Genomic DNA, 20,885 nt, shown 5'->3' with positions numbered 1-20,885 from the left:
ATTCAAAATTATTACCACACTTTTAAAAACAAAACTCCTTTAAACCCCTTGTATTTATTACACTTCACAATCTTTCACTCTTATTTACAATTTGTTAAGCTCAAGTTAAAGTAGCAATAGTTATTAAACTATTTTAAAATTTATAAGTCCTAAAGACAAATAATTTAAAAACAAAATAAGATGAAAAAAATACTTTTAATTGCTATTGCATTGGTAGGATTACAAGCTGTAGCGCAAAATGAAGATGGAGAAAGAAGAAACCACAGAAAAGATAGAGGAGACAAAATGATGAATCTTTCTGCTGAAGAAATTGCCACTTTACAAACAAAACGAATGGTACTTGAGTTAGATTTAACAAAGTCGCAACAAGAAAAAATTCAAGCTATAAATTTAGAAAATGCAAAAAAACGCAAAGCCATGATGGAGGAGCGTAAAGCTAAAAAAGAAAGCGGTGAAGAACGTAAAAAACCAACAGCCGAAGAACGTTTAGCTATGGAGAACGCTCGTTTAGATCATAAAATAGCTATGAAAGCTAAAATGAAAGATATTTTAAACGATGACCAGTATGCAAAATGGCAAGAACACCAAGAACGCATGGGTAAACGCGGTAAAAAAAATAAAGGCGAAGGTAAAAAAGCCTAAAAATATAATTGAGTTGGTTCAATTATTTTAGTTGATTGATTGATAACACAGCGTATTCAAAACATTTTGAATACGCTGTGCTTTTTTTACAAAGTTTTTGCTACTTTGTTTATTGCATTTATAGTAAAATCTAAATCTTCATAAGTTAATGCTTCTGTTATAAACCAAGTTTCGAAAGCACTTGGTGCAATATAAACACCTTCGCTTAACAGACCATGAAAGAATTTTTTAAAGGTTTCATTATTACCTTTTGCAGCCGTATTAAAATCGTAAACCTCTGCTTCATCAAAATGTACAGATATCATAGAACCTACACGGTTTATGGTATGCACCACTTTATTATCGTTCAATACTTTTGTAATACCTCTGTGTAAATATTCTGTTTTTTCGTTAATGCTATCAAAAATACTTCCGTTGCTATTCAACTCGGTTAACATCGCTAAACCTGCTGCCATAGCTAACGGGTTTCCACTTAAAGTTCCTGCTTGATAAACAGGACCAACTGGAGCTAAATAATCCATAATTTCATGACTAGCTGCAAATGCTCCAACAGGTAAACCACCACCAATAACTTTTCCAAAACAAACTATATCTGCTTTTATATTAAATAGTTCTTGTGCGCCTCCTTTTGCTAAACGAAAGCCTGTCATAACCTCATCAAAAATCAGCAAAATATTATTTTGGTCGCAAACGGATCTTAACGCTTGTAAAAAACCTTCTTTTGGTGGGATGCAGCCCATATTTCCAGCAACTGGTTCGATAATAATACAAGCTATTTCGTTTTTATTAGCTTCAATTATAGCTTTTACATTTTCAATATCATTGTAATTTGCCAACAAGGTATCTTTTGCTGTACCTTGAGTAACACCTGGTGAGTTTGGTGTTCCAAAGGTGCTAGCACCACTACCCGCTTGAATTAAAAACGAATCGGAATGGCCATGATAGCAACCAGCAAACTTTATAATTTTATCCTTTCCTGTAAAACCACGTGCCAACCTTACGGCGCTCATACAAGCTTCAGTTCCTGAGTTTACAAAACGGATTTTATCTATATTAGGAACCATTGAAACTGCTAATTCTGCTATTTTAGTTTCAATTTCGGTTGGCATTCCAAACGATGTCCCTTTTTGTGCTTTTTCCACTACCGCATCTACCACAGGTTTAAAAGCATGACCTAAAATCATAGGACCCCAAGAATTTATATAATCTATTAATCTATTATCATCTTCATCAAACAAATAAGCGCCCTTTGCTTCTTTTACAAAAATTGGAGTTCCTCCAACACCTTTAAATGCTCTTACTGGTGAGTTTACACCTCCTGGAATTACTTTTTCGGCTTCTGCAAATAATGCGCTACTTCTCTTATAAATCATTTTTATTTTTTATGTTTTTAAAATTAAGGTTTTACAATTAAAACTTGCCCAATACTTAAGTTTGTACTACGTAAACCATTTAATTTTTGCAATTCTTTTACCGTTAAATTATACTTTCTAGAAATAGAATATAGTGTATCACCTTTCGATACGGTATAGGTTTGGTTATAAGTTGGTGCTTTATATGGCGTATAACTTTTACCAAGTACTTTTTTATCAAACTCGTCTAAATTATAGCGTTCTATTAAGCTAATTAATTTATCCGGGTATTTTCTATCGGTAGCGTAACCAGCAGCTCGCAAGCCTTTTGCCCAACCTTTATAATCTTCTTGTTTTAAATCGAACAGAGCTGCATAGCGTTTTCTATCTTTTAAAAATAATGAATGGTCTCTGAATGAATATTTTGGATCTTTATATTTCCTAAAGCATTCTTGCAATGCATCATCATCATGATAAATTTTTGCTCCAGTCCAGCCATGACATTTAATTCCGAAGTGATTATTAGCTTCAACCGATAATCTTCCATAACCAGAGGCCGATTCTAAAATACCTTGGGCCAAAGTTATACTTGCAGGAATACCATATAATTGCATTTCTTGCTGAGCAACTTCTTTGTATAAATCAATATATTCTTCAGTTTTACTTGCATAAACTTTAGGACTGTTTGTAACAGTTTTAGGTGTAGATTCTTCAGTTTTATTGCGGGTTGAAGTCTGTTTGGTTGTTTGTGTAGTTCGCGTTGGTCGTTTTGTTGTAGCTGTCTTTTTTGTTTTACAACTAAATACAATTAAACTTAAACAACAAATCAATAATATTTTTTTCATTTAAAAAGTTACTTTATTAAGGGTAAATTTTTCTTTTTTAATAATGTATTCATCCCGGAAATTCCTTGCAAACCACCTGTATGAATTGCTAGTATTTTTGAGCCTTTCGGAAAATAGCCGTTTTCAATTAAATTAAAAATTCCGAACATCATTTTTCCAGTATAAACCGGATCGAGCGGTATATTACTATCTGCTTTAAATCTATTTATAAAATCAATTAAATCCTCATTTATTTTAGCATAACCGCCAAAATGGTAATCTGTAATTATTTTCCAATTACTCTTCGATGCAAATTTACTAATATCTTCTTTTAAAAAGTCACCTTTAAGCGCCGGAAAGCCTAAAATTTGCTGATTTTGGTTTGATGCATTTATTAAACCAGAAATAGTGCCGCCTGTACCAACTGCAGTACAGATAAAATTAAAATCTTTATCTGTTTCATTTAAAATTTCTTCACAGCCTTTTACTGCGAGGTCATTTGTGCCACCTTCAGGAATAACAAAAAAACTTCCAAATTGGTTTTCTAAATGATTTAAAAATGATTCACTTGTTTTATTTCTGTAAGCTTCTCGAGTAACAAATTTAAATTGCATCCCTTCTTTTTTAGCGAAACTTAAAGTAGAATTTTGACTGATTTTATTTAGAAGCTCTTCGCCACGAATTACGCCAATAGTTTTAAAATTAAAAACTTTACCTGCAGCTGCAACAGCAGCAATATGATTGGAATAAGCCCCACCAAAAGTCAATAAAGTTTTAAAACCTAAATGCTGTGCTTCTTGAAGATTGTATTTTAATTTACGGTATTTATTCCCAGAAATAAACGAATGAATTCTATCCTCTCGCTTAATATAAAGTTCAATACCATATTTTTCTGGTAAATTTATGCGCTGGTTTATGCTATGTTCTAGCTTAAAAATCATGCCTGCGAAGATACTTTAAAAAAGCCCAAAACGGTCTATTTTTAATATATTCTAGTTTTTTTTCTTGCAGATAAGCCTCGCGCTCGAAAGATATATTTCGGTAAGCTAAATGCCACTTTTTGTATTGAAATAAACGAAATACAAACTCAATAACATACCAAAAATAAAACGGTATAACCAACAACTCTAATTGTTGTTTTAAATGAATACGCTCATGATTAATAAAAACAGCATCTTGTTTTAACTCCTTCTTTTTTAAAAATACAAAAGGAAAAAGGGTTAAACCTAAATAACCATTGGGCACTAAATATTTTGAAACAAAAATCATTAACAAAAGCTTTTCAAAAATCAATCCAAATTACATTATCTTTGATTAAGATGAAAAAAATAATTCCAGTTGAAGAAGGCGATTACTATTTAACGCCCGAAGGCTATCGTTGTTTTACCGAACAATACCATTTAAAACGTGGTTATTGTTGCGAAAGTGGTTGTAGGCATTGCCCTTACGGCTATAATAAAAAAACCAACAGCTATTAGTTAAAATTTTTAAATACAATAGGTTGGTATAATTATTGATATTTAAGTTTAATGAAATTTTCTTAAGAATTAACTAAAAAACTTTGCTATGAAAACGTTTTTAAAAACTTTACCTCTTTTAGCTTTTTTTATGGTTTTTTCGTCATGCACCTCTGTAAGAGTTGCTGCCGATTATGATAAAAAAGCAGATTTTAATAATTACAAAACTTTCGCCTTTTTTAAAACAGGCATAGATAAAGCAGAAATAAGCGACCTAGATAAACGTCGTATTTTACGAGCCATTGAAGCCGAACTTTTAGCTAAAGGATTTACTAAGTCTGAAAATCCAGATTTACTGGTTAGCCTTTTTACTAAATCGAACCAACGTGTAGATGTTTACAACAATACCTGGGGCAACGGCGCTTGGGGTTGGGGTGGCTGGGGTCCTGGTTTTGGTCCTGGTTGGGGCTGGGGTTGGAACCAACCTACAACTTCGGTTAGCACAGAGGGCACTTTGTTTATTGACCTTATTGATGCTAACAAAAAAGAACTTATATGGCAAGGTATGGGAACTGGATATTTAAGTAGAAATGTTGAGAAAAAAGAAGAACGCATTAAAGAGTTTGTTTCAGAAATAATGAAAAAATACCCGCCGGAAGCTATGCAATAAAATATCTTTTAATAAAAGAAAAAGCGTTCTGAAATAAGAACGCTTTTTTAATGTACTCTAACTTTGTTTAAATCGTTGTAATGTTTCTTTTGTAAACTTACTTAATACTAATTTACCACTAATTTCTGCGCGTTTACTCAACAAATCATCCCAATGGGTAGTGTTTTGCCAAATTACACGCTTCATTTCTTTTAAAGCTTCTGGGTTATAGCTTGCTAATTTTTCTGCTAAATTTTTAACAGCTACATCTAAATCTTCAGTAGTTTTAAAAACATCAACAAAAAACTCTTTACTTCTTGCCCATTCTGCAGAGTAAAAAGTTTCAGCATTCAATGTCATTTCCGACATATTAGAAACTCCTATTTTTCTAGTAACTGCGGGTTCTATAACAAATGGCCCAATACCAATACTTAACTCACTTAATTTTATAGATGCGTATTGTGTTGCCAAACAATAATCGGTTGCTGCGGCTAAACCAACACCGCCACCAACTGCCTTTCCTTGCACACGACCAATAATTATTTTACTAGACTTTCTCATCGCATTAATTACATTGGCAAAACCAGAGAAAAAAGCTTTTCCGGTAGCTTCATCTTCAATTTTAATTAATTCATTAAAACTTGCTCCTGCACAAAACGTTCTATCTCCTCCACTTTTTAAAACTAGTACTTTAACATCACTATTTTCAGCATTTACAAAGGTTTGTTCTAATTGTTTTAAAACATTACTTGGCATGGCATTATGGCTAGGATGAAAAAACTCAATATAACCAACATTATTTTTTTCATTAAATGTTACGTAAGGCTCTATCATTATAATTCTAAAACTTTATAGTTGTAAAAAGTGAAGATACACAAATTATTAATCATCTTTAAACAGGCTCATATTACATATTGATATTGTTTAATATTATTTCCTTTAATTTGACATAAATAAGCAACTATGCATTTTTTAAATATTTTTTTTGGATCGAGTAAAAGAAAAATTAAAGCATTTCAATTAAGAAATGCTATTATTATTGATGTTCGTACCAAGGAAGAGTTTGCCACAGGCGGCATTAAAAACGCTATAAATATTCCTTTGAATGAGATTGGGCAAAAAATTGATACAATAAAAAACTACAACAAACCAGTAATAACCTGCTGTGTTGCTGGTGTGCGTTCTAGAACTGCTGCTAATATTTTAAAAACTAATGGTATTAAAGCTATTAATGGCGGCGGCTGGATTAGTTTAAATAAAAAATTACAATTTAACCCGCTCTAAATCATTAGCAGACTTTACCGGATTTTCGTTGTATTTAAGTGTCCAGCCCAACGAATTGGTTAATATATAAAATTTAGAAAGCTCGCTAATTAATCGGTTTTTGGCATTCTTTTTTAAATCGGATGCTTCTATTTTTTTACTCAACGATTTTTTTACAATATTTTTAATTTCATTGTAATCTTTCGCTTCAAAAGGATTTAAAAAATCTGCTTGAATATCATAATACTCAAAATCCGGATTTATTTTAATCTCTTCTTCAGGTATTTTTAAAATAGTAAGTGTTTTAGTTACTTCATCTAATTCAAATTCAATTTTACTTAAATCGTAAGCTACCGTAACATCGGCATTAACAACCACTAAAGCTTTTTTTTCAACCGAAACTAAATCTCCAAAAATGTCTTTAGAGTTCTTATAATTAAAAACCTCGCTAAAATGTCCCTCTGTAACTATAAGTTTACCAACATTTTTTATTTGTTCTTGAATAAGCGCCGAACTTTCTTGAAGCACAATTTTATCTTCGCGTTTATCGCCACAATATTTAAAGGTGAATAATACAACCAAAGTAATTATTACACCAAAAAGAATTTTTCGCATACGCTAAGTTAAAGAAATATTTTTGTGATTTTTTATTTTTTCGCTAATGAAGTGTCTCTAAATTAAAAATAAAAACTTGTTTTGTTTCTAATAAATAAACGCATAAAAAAACATTAGTTTACTTCGACGTATGAAGCCTAACTAATGTATAGTATGTTATTTCTAACAACACAAATATAGAAGAGATTACCCCTAGCACTATTAGATTTAGGTTAAGTAATTTTTAAATAAAACTTAATAAAATTAAAAACACCAATTACGCATCAACTGAATTGAATTTAGTAATTGGTGCTTTAAATATGAACTGATTAATAGCACTCTAAATGTAAAAGAATTATGTTAACAAAAGTTAATTTTTCGATTAAGTGTTACAAAAAAAGTTTAAAAGTTAAATACTGAACAATAAATGCGGATATTGAGATTGTATTGCTTCTATTTTGACCTTTATTTTTTCAAGAAATTTCTTATGTGATTCTGAATTTTCGTTAAACGGTTTATGCTGCAAAGATTTCTGAACCTTATCAACCTCATTAATAACTGAATATACTTTTTCGTTAATCCATACCTGTTTAAAATTTTCCCAAATATAATTGATAGCGAGTTGGTTAGGATGCAACATATCTATGTTGTAAAATCGGTAATCACGAAGTTCGTCCATCATAATCTCAAAAGAAGGAAAATAGTTAGTTGAACCTATTTTATTTGCTGATTGCACGTTAATAACATGATGAATAGCTGAAATTAAATGCGACTTACTTCGGGTATTTTCAATAAATCCATCTTTTAAATGACGCACCGGAGACACCGCAAATATAATTGAAGAATCTTTGTTTATCGTACGGATTTGATTTATTATGTTTTGAAGTGATTCTGAAACATTTTGAACAGACAAGAGTTCCTTTTTAAAATTTTTCTGCGGAATTTTATGGCAATTAGCTACTATTGAATTGTTTTCTATTAAACGATAAACCCAGGCTGTACCCAACGTAATTACAATATGAGATGCGGTTTGCAATTGTATTTTAGTATTTTGAAGCTGAAGATTTAATTTATTAAGCAACTCTTCTTTTGAAGTATTACTTAACTTAGAATGTGCGTTAAAACAATGCCATTGTTCATTATGAAAAAACACATCATTATCGGTATATATTTTATTGTTTAAAGCATCAGTAATTAAGACTTCAATCGCTATAGGATGAAATAAAATACCAAATGGGTTTTGGAAATTTTTAAATTTAAAATACTCTAGCTTATCTCCAATATTTTCTGAAAAACAAGATCCTAGCAACAAAATATTAGAATGGTAATTTATTAAATTACCAGACTGTTTGCTTAATGGTATTTTGGTTTGTAGATTCATAATTAAAATGAAATCCCGAAACGTGTTCGGGATGACATTAATTCTTATTTGAAAACTCAGCTATTCTAAAAACATTGGTTTTAGCTAATATACTCCTTCGCCTTTTCAAGAGCCTCGGCAATACCATCTGGTTTTCTTCCTCCTGCTGTTGCAAAAAACGGTTGGCCGCCACCACCGCCTTGAATTAATTTACCTAATTCACGAACTACTTGCCCTGCATTTAAATCTTTTTCAGCAACAAGCTCTTTTGAAATATAACAAGTTAAAAATGCTTTTCCTTCTTTTTCGCTACCAAATAATAAAAATAAATTATTGGTTTCTCCACCCAACTCGAAAGCTACGTCTTTTAAACCTGCTGTATCTAAATCTAATTTTTTGGCTAAAAAGTTTACTCCATTAACTTGGGTAATTTCGCTTTTTAATTCGCCTTTTATGTTTTTAGCTTTATCTTTTAATAAGTTTTCTATTTGCTTTTTTAAACTTGCATTTTCTTCTTGCAATGTTTCAAGAGCTTTTACAGGTTCTTTGGTGTTATTCAACAAAGCTTTCATTTCTGAATACACCTTGCTATTTTCAATAAAATAAGTTTGAGCAGCTTCATTTGTAATGGCTTCTATACGGCGAATACCAGATGCAACTGCACCTTCTGATACGATTTTAAAATGCCAAATATCGCTGGTGTTTTTTACGTGAGTCCCACCACAAAGCTCAATAGATTGTCCAAAACGAATTGAACGAACAGTATCGCCATATTTTTCGCCAAACAAACTCATAGCGCCATCGGCAATAGCTTCTTCCTTTGGCACATTTCGTTTTTCAACCAAACTTAATTTCTCCGAAATTCTTGCATTTACAAAGGCTTCAACATCGGTTAATTCTTCTTCGGTTAATTTTGAAAAATGAGAAAAATCGAATCGTAATTGTTTAGCATTTACAGCACTTCCTTTTTGCTCAACATGTGTTCCTAAAATTTCACGTAAAGCTTGGTGTAATAAGTGTGTTGCGGTATGGTTACATTCGGTTTTATAACGTTCGCTCTCGTTAACCACGGCCTTAAAACTTTCGTTTAAGTGCTTTGGTAAATTCTTTGTGAAATGAACAATAACGTTGTTTTCTTTTTTAGTGTTTAAAATATAAACCACATCGCCATGTGCATCTTCTAAATACCCTTTATCGCCTACTTGTCCGCCACCTTCTGCGTAAAACGGCGTTAAATTAAATACCAATTGATACATATCACCATCTTTTTTAGATGTTGTTTTACGGTATTTAGTTATTTTAACATTAGCTTCGAGTGCGTCGTAGCCAATAAATTCTTCAGCAGTATCATCAATTAAAATTGTCCAATCGTCTGCACTAGTTTCGCTAGCTGCACGCGATCTATCTTTTTGTTTTTGTAATTGTGCTTCAAAACCTTTTTCATCTAGTTTTAAACCTTTTTCAGATAAAATTAAGGCGGTTAAATCAATTGGAAATCCGTAAGTATCATACAATTCGAAAGCTTTTTCACCAGAAACAGTACTTCCTTTAGTATCTTCAACTATTTTGTTTAAAAGCACTAAACCTTGATCTAAAGTTCGTAAAAACGACTGTTCTTCTTCTTTAATTACGTTTTCAACTAATTGTTTTTGAGCTACCATTTCTGGGAAAGCATCTCCCATTTTTTCACTTAAAACATTTACTAATTTGTAGATAAATGGTTCTTGCTTATTTAAAAATGTAAAACCGTAACGCACAGCGCGACGTAAAATTCTACGAATTACGTAACCTGCTCCAGTGTTACTTGGCAATTGCCCATCGGCTATAGAAAATGCTACGGCGCGAACGTGATCTGAAATTACACGAATAGCAACATCAACCTCATTATTTTCAGTTTTTGTGGCACCATATTTTGTATTTGTTATGGTTTCAATCTCTCTAATTAAAGGTATAAAAACATCGGTATCGTAGTTAGATTGTACGCCTTGCAACACCATACACAAACGCTCGAAGCCCATACCGGTATCAATATGTTTATTCGGCAATTCAACAAGCGTTCCGTTAGCTTTTCGGTTGTATTGCATAAAAACTAGGTTCCAAATTTCAACCACTTGCGGATGATCTTCGTTTACCAATTCTTTACCTGAGATTTTTGATTTTTCTTCAGCAGAACGAATATCAACATGTATTTCGCTACACGGTCCACAAGGTCCTTGATCGCCCATTTCCCAGAAATTATCTTTTTTATTTCCTTTTAAAATGCGGTCTTCGGCAATATATTTTTTCCAAATATTATACGCCTCGGTATCCATTTCTGTTCCATCTGCTTCATCACCTTCAAAAACCGTAACATATAAAATGTCTTTATCTATTTTGTAAACTTCGGTAAGTAATTCCCATGCCCAAGCTATGGCTTCTTCCTTAAAATAATCGCCAAAACTCCAGTTACCTAGCATTTCAAATAAAGTATGATGGTAAGTATCGTACCCTACTTCTTCTAAATCGTTGTGTTTTCCAGAAACACGTAAACATTTTTGAGAGTCGGTTACTCTACTGTTTTTTGCTTTGGTATTACCTAAAAAATATTCTTTAAACGGTACCATACCAGCATTTACAAACATTAAGGTTGGATCGTTTTTAACAACCATAGGTGCCGATGGTACAATGGCATGCTTTTTATCTTCAAAAAAACTTAAAAATTTGGCTCGAACGTCTTGAGATTTCATCAACTTAAAATAGTTACAGTTTTGTTAAATTATATTTATTTGAAAACAATTTTTATCTTTACTCGTTTATTACGACTAAACTAAGCATAAATTTAATTTAGGCTTCATAATTTCCAAATAAATAAAGTGCAAAAATAGCATAAATTGCGACATGAGTAAGGTAAAATATTATTACGATTCCGAATCACTTTCCTACAAGAAAATTGAACGTAAAAAAGGAAGAGCGTTCAAGTATACTTTTATTTTTTTATTAGCCTCTGCATTTTTTGGATTTTTAATGGTTTTTGTTACTAGCCAATATGTTGAATCGCCCAAGGAACGTGCCTTAAAACGCGAATTACAAAACATGGAATTGCAATATGAATTGCTTAACAAAAAAATGCAGCAAGCCGAAACCGTTTTGAATAATATTGCAGATAGAGACAACAATATTTATCGTGTTTTTTTTGAAGCCAACCCTATACCAGACGAACAACGTAAAGCTGGTTTTGGAGGTATAAACCGATATAAAGATTTAGAAGGCTTTGACAACTCTAAACTTATTATAGAAAGCAACAAACGCTTAGATGTTTTACAAAAACAAATTGTTGTACAATCGCGCTCTTTAGACGAGATTGCAAAACTTGCCGAAGAAAAAGAAAAACTTTTGGCTGCAATTCCTGCTATACAACCTGTAAGTAACGAGGATTTAACACGAATGGCCTCAGGTTACGGCATGCGATCTGACCCTTTTACTAAAGTTAGAAAAATGCACTGGGGAATGGATTTTACAGCTCCAAGAGGCACACCTATTTATGCCTCTGGCGATGGTGTTGTTAAACGTGCAGACAGCAACTCATCGGGTTATGGAAACCATATTAGAATAGACCATGGTTACGGCTACATTAGTTTATATGCTCACTTATACAAATATAACGTACGCAAAAACCAAAAGGTTAAACGTGGCGATTTAATTGGCTTTGTGGGAAGTACTGGACGCTCTGAGGCGCCACATTTACACTACGAAGTTTTTAAAGATGGCCAACGTATAAACCCAATAAACTTTTACTACGGAAGTTTAACTGCCGAAGAATTTAATAAATTATTAGAACACGCATCTTTAGAAAACCAATCTCTAGACTAATGCACTTAGATTTACCTGAAAAACGCTATTACAGCATTGGTGAAGTTGCCAAAGCCTTTAAGGTAAATACCTCTTTAATTAGGTTTTGGGAAAAAGAATTTGATGTTTTAAAACCTAAAAAAAACGCAAAAGGCAACCGTAAATTTACACCAGACGATATAAAAAACCTTAAATTTATATATCATTTGGTTAAAGAACGTGGCTTTACACTTGAAGGTGCAAAAACCCATTTAAAAGAAGAAAAAAAGCAAGCACTTAGTAATTTTGATATTATAAGTAAGCTTGAAAACATTAAGGTTCAACTCATAAAAATAAAAGAGAATCTGTAACTTTTATTTTATTTATTTGTAACTTTTCCACACTTTGTGTTTCTAACTAATATATAACCGCAAAAATAATTTTATATCATGAAAAAATGGATTATTCCCGTTGTAATCATTGCATTATTAGCCTTATTCGGAATTAAAAGCTACAACTCTATAGTTGGGCTAGATGAAAACGTAAATGAAGCTTGGGGAAAAGTAGAAAGTTCTTACCAAAGAAGAGCCGATTTAATTGATAACTTAGTAAACACCGTTAAAGGTGCTGCCGATTATGAAAAAGGTGCTTTAGAAGCTGTAATTAATGCCAGAGCAAAAGCAACTTCGGTAAGTATCGATCCTTCTAACATTACACCAGAACAATTAGCTAAATTTAATGAAGTACAAGGCGGTTTAAGTGGTGCTTTAAAAAGTTTATTAGTAACAGTAGAACGTTATCCAGATTTAAAAGCTAACCAAAACTTTTTAGAATTACAATCGCAAATTGAAGGTACCGAAAACCGCATTAATGTTACAAGAGATCGTTTTAATGAAGCGGTAAAACCTTATAACCAAACCATCAGGTCTTTTCCAAACAGTTTATTTGCTGGAATATTTGGGTTTGACAAAAAAGCGTATTTTGAGTCTGAAGCTGGCGCTGAAAAAGCTCCTGAGGTAAAATTTGACTTTTAATAAAATGTCGAAAATTGAAGCATTTCTTTCTACTGAAGAAGAACAAGAAATTGTTGAAGCTATTCGTTTAGCCGAGTTAAACACCTCAGGCGAAATACGTGTACACATTGAAAAAACTTCTAACGGAGATGCTACCGAGCGTGCCTTAGAAGTTTTTCATGAACTCAAAATGGATAACACAAAATTGCAAAACGGTGTACTAATTTATGTTGCTATAAACGACAAAACATTTGTTATTTATGGTGATAAAGGCATAAACGATGTAGTAGCAACTACTTTTTGGGATAGCACGAAAGATGTTATTCAATCGCACTTTAAAAAAGGGCAATTTAAACAAGGGTTAGTTCAAGGTATTTTAAAATCTGGCGAACAGCTAAAAAAACATTTCCCATATTCTAACGATGATATTAACGAACTTAGTAACGAAATTTCAAAAGGATAAGCGTTTTAATATGCACAAATTAATATTTAGCTATAAGTCCGTTTACAAACAACACATGCTTTTTAAAGTAGTTTTAACTTTAATTCTATTATTAACAGCATCTAGTAAAACCTTTGCTCAGTTTGATATTCCTAAAAAACCAAGTTTTCAAACCAGCGTTTACGATTACGAAAACCTGCTATCTGCTTCTCAAAAAAGTAGTTTGGAACAAAAGCTTATAAAATATTCCAATACCACTTCCACTCAAATTGTTGTAGCCATTATTAATTCTACTAAAGGCGAAGACATTAATTTTTTAGGTGCAAAATGGGGACAAGCTTGGGGCATTGGACAAGAAAAAGAAGACAACGGTATTTTAATTTTATTAGCTAATGCCGATAGAAAAATTGGAATTAATACCGGTTATGGCGTAGAACATTTACTAACCGATGCCATGAGTAAACGCATTATAAATCGTGACATTATACCCTATTTTAAACAAAACGATTACTATGGCGGTTTAAACCGCGGAGTTGATGCTATTTTTGAAGTTCTTCAAGGAGAATACAAAGGCACTAGACAGTCAAATTCTTCTGGTTTTCCTGTAGCTGTTGCGTTTTTCCTGTTCTTTATAGTTATAATTATAATCATTTCTATTTCTAAAAATAATCGTGGTGGCGGTGGCGGAAATCGTGGTCATAGAAATACAGGTGCCGATATTTTAGAAGCTATAATTTTAAGTAATATGGGTCGAGGGAGCTATAGAAGTGGCTCTAGCGGCTGGGGCAGAAGCTCTGGCGGTGGAAGCTTTGGTGGTGGCGGCTTTGGTGGTGGCTTTGGCGGCGGTGGCTTTGGCGGTGGCGGTGCCTCTGGCGGATGGTAACAGTTTAAATGTTTTTTTATTATCTTTCTGTAAATCAAACATTAAACAGAATGATTCGTTATTGTATTTTTATAACATTCTCAATTTGTGTATTTCAATTAAATGCCCAAAATGTAACTACATCAGCAAAGTTTACTTTCCCAGAAATAGCTAGCGAAACCTCAGGACTTCTTTACATTAACAATAAATTAATCACCCATAACGATAGCGGAAACAGTGCTGAACTTTATGAATTTAATATTATTGGAAATCTGGAGCGAACCATTACAATAAATAATGCCACTAATTTTGACTGGGAAGATTTGGGTGAAGATGATAATTATATATACATTGGAGACATAGGTAACAATTTTGGCAACCGAACCGATTTAAAGTTTTACAGAGTTTTAAAATCTGAATTTAACTCTAGTAATTCAGTAAATGCTGAAATTATTAACTATACGTACGAAAACCAAACAAGTTTTACTTCAAAATTAAATGACAACAATTGGGATGCTGAAGCTTTTGTAGTTTATAATGACTACTTATTAATTTTTACAAAAAACTGGGAAAATAATGAGGTTGATGTTTATGCCCTACCAAAAACCATTGGCACACATACAGCGAAAAAAGTTAGCAATTTTAATGTACAAGGTTTAGTTACTGGCGCCGATATGGCTGGCCCAAACAAAATATACTTATCGGGTTATTCTGAAGACCAAATTATACCGTTTTTATTTGAAATTTATAACCTAAACATTACTACACCTTCAAATTTAAATGTTTTTGAAAATAGCAATACAGCAAGGTTAGACAACTTTATTCCTTTTGGAAACCAGGTTGAGGGTATATGCTTTATTGAAAGTAACGAAAATACGGATACCCTATATTTATCAAACGAAAAGCTAACTTATAATGTCTTCACATTTCCTTCAAAATTAAGAGAAATTATTATTGATAATTCTACGTTAGCACCAAAAAAAAACATTGAAGCTGATAGCTTAAATATTTACCCAAATCCGTTTAAAAACGAAATAAAACTGAATAAAAAAGCCGACAGTATTAAAATATATAATAAAATTGGACAATGCATCTTACAACAGAATAAGAGTGATATAATTAAGACGGCCAGTCTTAAATCTGGTTTATATTTTATTTCTATTGAACAAGAAAACAAACGCTTTATAAAAAAAATGATTAAATAAACTTAATCTATAATATACATACCATTACCACCGGTTTCTCCTTTTGAGCCAAGACTATTAAATTTCCAACTAAAACTTAGCATAAAATATCGCCGCAATACCGTACTTTGAGCATCTTCAATATAATCTTGTGTTGCAGTTCGTATAGCATTAGTATTCTGATTAAGTAAATCGTAAACCTTTAAGCTTACTAAACCTTTATCTTTTAATACAGAATAACTCACGGTAGAATTAAAAAACCAAGCACTTTTTTGAAAATCGTCAGACACATTAGGGTTGTATGTATATGTAACCTCGTTACGCCACTCCAATCCTTTTGGAAGAAAAAAACCTGTTCTTAACATTAAATTATGTGATGCAAATTTTACATCATCAAAATCGTCTATATCGTATTTTGTATTGGTAAAACCAATATTATATCTAGGTTTAAACTCAAAAATACCCTTCAAAACATAATCAAAGCCAATATTTGGTGTAAACGTAAAACTGTTACTCGCATATTTTACGTCGTTATTAAAATTAATGTTTTTTCTTAAATTAGCCCATGTTCCTATTTTAAATCGGATGGAATTTAGAGAATCTAACTTTACATTTTTACTGTACTCGAAACCAAAATAACCACTTTTATTCCCATTTACATTTTCGTAGGTTGTAGTTCGGGTTAGTGTTTCTGCATCTATTGTAGATTTAGATACTACGGCATTATTAAACGACTCTGCACTTAAATACATATAAAACCCAGAGCGCTCTTGCCAATTATATGAGTTAAAATTAAAGTAAAATCTATTTTCGTTTGTAGGCTTTAAATTAGGGTTTCCTACAATAGTATTTAAAGGGTTAGACACATCTTCAAAAGCTTGTAAATAACGTATTTCTGGTGGCCTATTTGCTAAACGGTAACTAGCGTAAATAGACGCTTTTTTACTGAATTTATAATTTAACCTAGTGTTTAATTCGGCAGCTTCAAAATCACGCTCTATATTATATTCTGGCCGTAAACCATCAAAATTTTTCAAGGTTCTAAAAACATAATTTACCCCTAAACTTGTTGACAATTTTTTATCTCTATAACTTATTTCGGTTCCTGGAGCACTTTTAATATCGGTATAATTAAAATCTGTACTTTGATCTTCGTTAAAACTTGTAAAATCGTTTGTAACATCATCAAAATCGAAAGTACTTTTTACGTTTTCATCTTTATTATGTTGGTATTCGTAATCAAAATTTACAAATAACTTTTTGGCTATTATAGGCCACCTGTAACGTACTTTACTAGTAAAATCGTTACTCTGGTTGCTATTATTTGCTAACTGATTTCTATCTATAGCTTCGGGGTCGCTACCAAACACTTCGGATAGCGAATTAATAAAGTCGTCCCCTTCGGTTTTAGATATTTTATTATTAATATTGAAGCGTAAAAATGCGCCTTTACTACCAAATTTTTTGGTAATACTTAAAGCATTAGAAAAATTACTTAAACGATTTTCTACAAAAGATTTTACATCTGACTGATTTGTTAAATTAAATTCTTCATCTAAAGTTTCATCATTACTTGTATATTCTGTTATGGTTTTAGTAAATGAAAATGATGGTTTTATATTAATTAAAAGTGTACTATCAATTTTAATTTCTAAATCAGAATTAAATGTATGACTATCGGTTTCGTTTAAAGAACTTGATGTTGAATTAACGTAGTACCTAGAATCGGATAAAATAACTTCTCGCTCTGATAGTTTATCGTTCTCTGAACTACTTCCAGAGTAAAAATAATCGGAAGAAAACTCGGTTTTATCTCCAAACGAATCGGCATAATTTGCACCTCCTATTTTAGATGTTGTAATACCTTCTCCTCCGCCAAATTGCCTGCCATTAATACTAAAACTTCCGTTACTATTAAACCACGAATTGCCACCACCAAACATTTTTTCAATTTCGCCAAAACTAAATCCAGGAGAGTTTATATTATTACCACCAACCAAAACACTTAATCGCTGGTCGTTATCAAAATGGTTAAACATGCCTGCAAACTCGTAACGCTTATCTGTTCCTACACCAGCTGAAACTCGACCAAAAACACCTTTATTGTTTTCTTCTTTTATGGTTAAATTAATGGTTTTATTCTCGGAATCTCCTTCTTCTCCTGTAAAAGCTTCACTTTTTGTTTTTGTATCTACAACCTGAATTTTTTCTATAATTTCTTTAGTTAAATTTTTAGTTGTTATTGATGGATCGTTACCAAAAAAAGGCTTTCCGTTTACCAAAATTTGATTTACTTCTTTACCGTTTACTTTTATTTTTCCATCATCGCCTACTTCAACCCCTGGTAATTCTTTAAGCAAATCTTCAACAGTGGCATCTTTTTTTGTTTTAAAAGAACTTACATTAAACTCTAATGTGTCTTTTTTTATGGTTACAGGAGCTGATGCTTTTATAACAACCTCATCGAGCGCAGAACTAATTTTAAGATTAATTTCTCCTAAGTTTATTTCTGATTTATTTAATTGAATTTCTCTCCGTAATGTTTGATAGCCTACGTAAGACACTAATAGGTTTAAAGATTTATTGTAAACACGATCTTCCAAATAAAAATCGCCATTTTTATCGGTAATAGTATAGGTAACTAAACTACTATCTTTAATTGTTTGAAGAAAAACAGTGGCTGCTTCCAGAGGCATTTTATCATCATCTGAAATTATTTTACCTGATATTTTAAATTGATTTGATTGACTAAAAGTGCACAAGCAACACAAAAAGGTTGCTACAAGAACAAAACGTTTATGCATAGAAATTTTTTGATTGATTGATTTAGAGTTGTAAGATACTCAAAGCAAGCAATCTAAAATGTTGGCAAAATGTTAAAAAGTAAGAAAATTACTTTTTACGCATATAAACAGAAATTGGCACGCCATTAAAATCGAAGTGTTCGCGTAGTTTATTCTCTAAAAATCGTCTGTAAGGATCTTTTACATATTGTGGTAAATTACAGAAAAATGCGAATTGCGGTTGTGGTGTTGGCAATTGCATAATATATTTAATTTTTACAAATTTACCTTTGTAAGCTGGTGGCGGATAATGCTCTATAATTGGCAATAAAATTTCGTTTAGCTTACTAGTTTTTATTTTTTTACTACGGTTTTTATAAACCTCAACAGCCGTTTCTATCGCTTTAAAAATACGTTGTTTAGTAAGTGCCGATATGAAAATAATTGGCACATCGGTAAACGGCTCTATTTGCTTACGAATGGCTTTTTCGTAATCTTTTACCGATTTATGATCTTTTTCTACTAAATCCCATTTATTAACCAGAATAACAATACCTTTTCGGTTACGTTCGGCTAACCAAAAAATGTTTTGCACTTGCCCATCGAAACCTCTGTTGGCATCGAGAACTACCAAACACACATCGGCATGTTCTATAGCACGAACACTTCGCATTACCGAGTAAAATTCTAAATCTTCTTTAACCTTAGATTTACGACGTATTCCGGCTGTATCCACTAAATTAAACTCGAACCCGAAACGGTTGTATTTAGTATCAATCGAGTCTCTTGTAGTGCCAGCAATATCTGTAACGATATATCGATCTTCACCAATTAAAGCGTTTATAAATGATGATTTCCCAGCATTTGGGCGACCAACCACAGCAAAACGTGGCAGTTCATTTTCAATAACTTCATCTTCTTTTTCAGGTAACGCTTCAACTAAAGCATCTAATAAATCGCCTGTTCCACTTCCATTTATACTAGCAATGGTATAATAATCGCCTAACCCTAATGAATAAAATTCTACAGCATCTTCTGCACGCTTACCGTTATCAACTTTATTTACGACTAAAAATACGGGCTTTTTTACTTTACGTAGTAAGTTTGCCACATCTTCATCCATGCCTGTTACACCTGTTTCAACATCAACCATAAAAATTATGGCATCTGCCTCATCAATAGCTAACTCAACTTGTTTATCTATTTCGGCTTCAAAAATATCGTCGCTACCAACTACATAACCGCCAGTATCAATTAACGAGAATTCTTTACCATTCCAATCACTTTTACCATAGTGCCTATCTCTAGTTACACCACTAACTGCATCCACAATGGCTTCTCTACGTTGTATTAAACGGTTAAAAAACGTTGATTTACCTACATTTGGTCTTCCTACTATGGCTACTATATTACTCATAACTTTGTTGTATAAAACAGCTTAATACTGATTAAGATACATTTCTTTTCCTGAAATATTTTGCAAAAATAGGAAAACTTAATTAGGCAACGTGGTTTTTATTTATTTATGAAAAAAAAGTTTGTTTTATAAAATAAAAAAAAGCCCTAATTGAAAAGTGAAGAAACATCAATTAAAGCTTTTTTAAAAACTAACTAACTCAAAACGTGTCAAATATATTTATTTTGACAGCGCAAATATTGAATTATTATATTAACTAATTGTTATGGCAACAAAAACTTACTATTATTTAATTATTGTATCCAAAGCGTTTTAATTGATTTTGATTACTACGCCAATTTTTATTTACCTTAACGTACAATTCTAGGTGAATTTGTTTTCCAAAAAATTGCTCTAAATCTTTTCTTGCTTCTACACCAACTCGCTTTAAAGCACTTCCTTTATGGCCAATTATTATACCTTTTTGTGTTTCACGCTCAACCATAATAACCGAACGAACGCGTATAATATTTTCTTCTTCGAAAAATTCTTCTGTATCTACCTCAACGGCGTACGGAATTTCTTTTTTGTAATGTATTAGAATTTTTTCGCGAATGGTTTCGTTAATAAAAAAGCGCTCTGGTTTATCAGTTAGCTGATCTTTTGGGTAAAACGGTGGCGAATCTGGAATTAATTCTATAATTCTATTAAAAACCTCTTTTACATTAAAGCCTTCAAGTGCCGATACTGGAAAAATTTCTGCATTTGGCACTTTTTCTGACCAAATTTGAACTTGCTCTTCTAGCTGTTCTTGATTTGATGTATCTATTTTATTGAGTAATAATAAAACTGGAATTTTAGAGTTTGTGATTTTATTAAAAAACGCTTCGTCTTTCAAATCTTTTTCGCCTATTTCTACCATGTAAATAAGTACATCTGCATCTTCAAACGCCGATTTTACAAACCCCATCATAGATTCTTGAAGCTCGTATGCTGGTTTAATTATTCCTGGTGTATCACTTAAAACCACTTGAAAATCGTCGCCATTTACAATACCTAAAATGCGATGACGGGTGGTTTGTGCTTTAGAGGTTATTATGGATAGCTTTTCACCTATAAAAGCATTCATTAAAGTAGATTTACCCACATTTGGGTTACCTATAATATTTACAAAACCAGCTTTATGTTTCATTTACTACTATTTTAATTTATTGCAAAGGTACAATTTGGTATTTTAATTTATTCCATAAAAAAAGG

General features: G+C 32.0%; 21 protein-coding genes. 10 read left to right on the top strand and 11 right to left on the bottom strand.

All coding sequences use genetic code 11. The features are described from left to right. Positions 1-180 precede the first annotated feature (180 nt). Positions 181-642: a hypothetical protein gene (locus LG649_RS11300; RefSeq protein WP_226543921.1), complete on the top strand. Its 462-nt coding sequence runs from the start codon at positions 181-183 to the stop codon at positions 640-642. 86 nt (positions 643-728) lie between these two features. On the opposite strand, the gene hemL is transcribed toward LG649_RS11300, so the two are convergent. The 4 genes from hemL to LG649_RS11280 are packed head-to-tail and all read right to left on the bottom strand — an operon-like array spanning position 729 to position 4,087. Then, a complete protein-coding gene (gene hemL / locus LG649_RS11295) occupies positions 729-2,015 on the bottom strand; it encodes a glutamate-1-semialdehyde 2,1-aminomutase (RefSeq protein WP_226543920.1) in 1,287 nt (428 codons plus the stop codon). 23 nt (positions 2,016-2,038) lie between these two features. Then, positions 2,039-2,839, bottom strand: a complete 801-nt coding sequence (locus LG649_RS11290) for a glucosaminidase domain-containing protein (RefSeq protein WP_226543919.1) — start codon at positions 2,837-2,839, stop codon at positions 2,039-2,041. 8 nt (positions 2,840-2,847) lie between these two features. Then, positions 2,848-3,759: a 1-aminocyclopropane-1-carboxylate deaminase/D-cysteine desulfhydrase gene (locus LG649_RS11285; protein WP_226543918.1), complete on the bottom strand. Its 912-nt coding sequence runs from the start codon at positions 3,757-3,759 to the stop codon at positions 2,848-2,850. Beyond that, positions 3,749-4,087: a hypothetical protein gene (locus LG649_RS11280; protein WP_226543917.1), complete on the bottom strand. Its 339-nt coding sequence runs from the start codon at positions 4,085-4,087 to the stop codon at positions 3,749-3,751. The genes LG649_RS11285 and LG649_RS11280 overlap by 11 nt, the downstream gene beginning before the upstream one ends. A 50-nt stretch (positions 4,088-4,137) precedes the next feature. Here LG649_RS11280 and LG649_RS11275 point away from each other — a divergent pair, with 50 nt between their 5' ends. Both LG649_RS11275 and LG649_RS11270 read left to right on the top strand, forming a co-directional pair. After that, entirely contained in the window at positions 4,138-4,296 is a 159-nt protein-coding gene (locus LG649_RS11275; protein WP_165586785.1) for a DUF5522 domain-containing protein, read from the top strand. Positions 4,297-4,384: 88 nt separating this feature from the next. After that, complete coding sequence (locus LG649_RS11270; protein ID WP_226543916.1) at positions 4,385-4,945, top strand: DUF4136 domain-containing protein; 561 nt, start codon at positions 4,385-4,387, stop codon at positions 4,943-4,945. 57 nt (positions 4,946-5,002) lie between these two features. On the opposite strand, the gene LG649_RS11265 is transcribed toward LG649_RS11270, so the two are convergent. Further along, positions 5,003-5,758, bottom strand: a complete 756-nt coding sequence (locus LG649_RS11265; RefSeq protein WP_226543915.1) for an enoyl-CoA hydratase/isomerase family protein — start codon at positions 5,756-5,758, stop codon at positions 5,003-5,005. Positions 5,759-5,887: 129 nt separating this feature from the next. On the opposite strand from LG649_RS11265, the gene LG649_RS11260 reads away from it, so the two are divergent. After that, positions 5,888-6,208: a rhodanese-like domain-containing protein gene (locus LG649_RS11260; protein ID WP_226543914.1), complete on the top strand. Its 321-nt coding sequence runs from the start codon at positions 5,888-5,890 to the stop codon at positions 6,206-6,208. On the opposite strand, the gene LG649_RS11255 is transcribed toward LG649_RS11260, so the two are convergent. The 3 genes from LG649_RS11255 to alaS all read right to left on the bottom strand — a co-directional run bounded on the left by LG649_RS11255 (position 6,188) and on the right by alaS (position 10,867). Further along, positions 6,188-6,802: a DUF4230 domain-containing protein gene (locus LG649_RS11255; RefSeq protein ID WP_226543913.1), complete on the bottom strand. Its 615-nt coding sequence runs from the start codon at positions 6,800-6,802 to the stop codon at positions 6,188-6,190. The genes LG649_RS11260 and LG649_RS11255 overlap by 21 nt on opposite strands. A 388-nt stretch (positions 6,803-7,190) precedes the next feature. Then, on the bottom strand, positions 7,191-8,162 hold the full coding sequence (locus tag LG649_RS11250; RefSeq protein WP_226543912.1) for a GSCFA domain-containing protein: 972 nt from the start codon (positions 8,160-8,162) through the stop codon (positions 7,191-7,193). Between the two features lie 80 nt (positions 8,163-8,242). Next, positions 8,243-10,867 carry an alanine--tRNA ligase gene (gene alaS, locus LG649_RS11245; RefSeq protein WP_226543911.1) on the bottom strand — a complete coding sequence of 875 codons (2,625 nt, stop codon included), beginning with the start codon at positions 10,865-10,867 and terminating at the stop codon, positions 8,243-8,245. A 151-nt stretch (positions 10,868-11,018) separates the two neighbouring features. On the opposite strand from alaS, the gene LG649_RS11240 reads away from it, so the two are divergent. The 6 genes from LG649_RS11240 (at position 11,019) to LG649_RS11215 (ending at position 15,470) form a co-directional block, all read left to right on the top strand. Then, positions 11,019-11,990 (top strand): M23 family metallopeptidase, encoded by a 972-nt coding sequence (locus tag LG649_RS11240; protein WP_226543910.1) that lies wholly within the window; start codon positions 11,019-11,021, stop codon positions 11,988-11,990. Beyond that, complete coding sequence (locus tag LG649_RS11235; protein ID WP_226543909.1) at positions 11,990-12,319, top strand: MerR family transcriptional regulator; 330 nt, start codon at positions 11,990-11,992, stop codon at positions 12,317-12,319. Before LG649_RS11240 ends, LG649_RS11235 begins: the two co-directional genes overlap by 1 nt. Before the next feature lie 78 nt (positions 12,320-12,397). Then, positions 12,398-12,982, top strand: a complete 585-nt coding sequence (locus LG649_RS11230; protein ID WP_226543908.1) for a LemA family protein — start codon at positions 12,398-12,400, stop codon at positions 12,980-12,982. 4 nt (positions 12,983-12,986) lie between these two features. Next, on the top strand, positions 12,987-13,424 hold the full coding sequence (locus tag LG649_RS11225) for a TPM domain-containing protein (RefSeq protein ID WP_226543907.1): 438 nt from the start codon (positions 12,987-12,989) through the stop codon (positions 13,422-13,424). A 55-nt stretch (positions 13,425-13,479) separates the two neighbouring features. Beyond that, positions 13,480-14,286, top strand: coding sequence for a TPM domain-containing protein (locus tag LG649_RS11220; protein WP_226543906.1), 807 nt, complete (start codon positions 13,480-13,482; stop codon positions 14,284-14,286). A gap of 50 nt (positions 14,287-14,336) precedes the next feature. After that, on the top strand, positions 14,337-15,470 hold the full coding sequence (locus LG649_RS11215; protein ID WP_226543905.1) for a T9SS type A sorting domain-containing protein: 1,134 nt from the start codon (positions 14,337-14,339) through the stop codon (positions 15,468-15,470). Between the two features lie 2 nt (positions 15,471-15,472). On the opposite strand, the gene LG649_RS11210 is transcribed toward LG649_RS11215, so the two are convergent. From LG649_RS11210 to era, 3 genes are all read right to left on the bottom strand, one after another. Continuing rightward, on the bottom strand, positions 15,473-18,253 hold the full coding sequence (locus tag LG649_RS11210) for an outer membrane beta-barrel protein (protein ID WP_226543904.1): 2,781 nt from the start codon (positions 18,251-18,253) through the stop codon (positions 15,473-15,475). Positions 18,254-18,341: 88 nt separating this feature from the next. Further along, entirely contained in the window at positions 18,342-19,649 is a 1,308-nt protein-coding gene (gene der, locus LG649_RS11205) for a ribosome biogenesis GTPase Der (RefSeq protein ID WP_226543903.1), read from the bottom strand. A gap of 289 nt (positions 19,650-19,938) precedes the next feature. Next, complete coding sequence (gene era, locus LG649_RS11200) at positions 19,939-20,820, bottom strand: GTPase Era (protein ID WP_226543902.1); 882 nt, start codon at positions 20,818-20,820, stop codon at positions 19,939-19,941. Between the last annotated feature and the right edge of the window lie 65 nt (positions 20,821-20,885).

Source organism: Neotamlana laminarinivorans (assembly GCF_020523925.1).
GTDB classification, from domain to species: domain Bacteria; phylum Bacteroidota; class Bacteroidia; order Flavobacteriales; family Flavobacteriaceae; genus Neotamlana; species Neotamlana laminarinivorans.
This window is presented reverse-complemented; position numbering and strand designations above follow the sequence as displayed.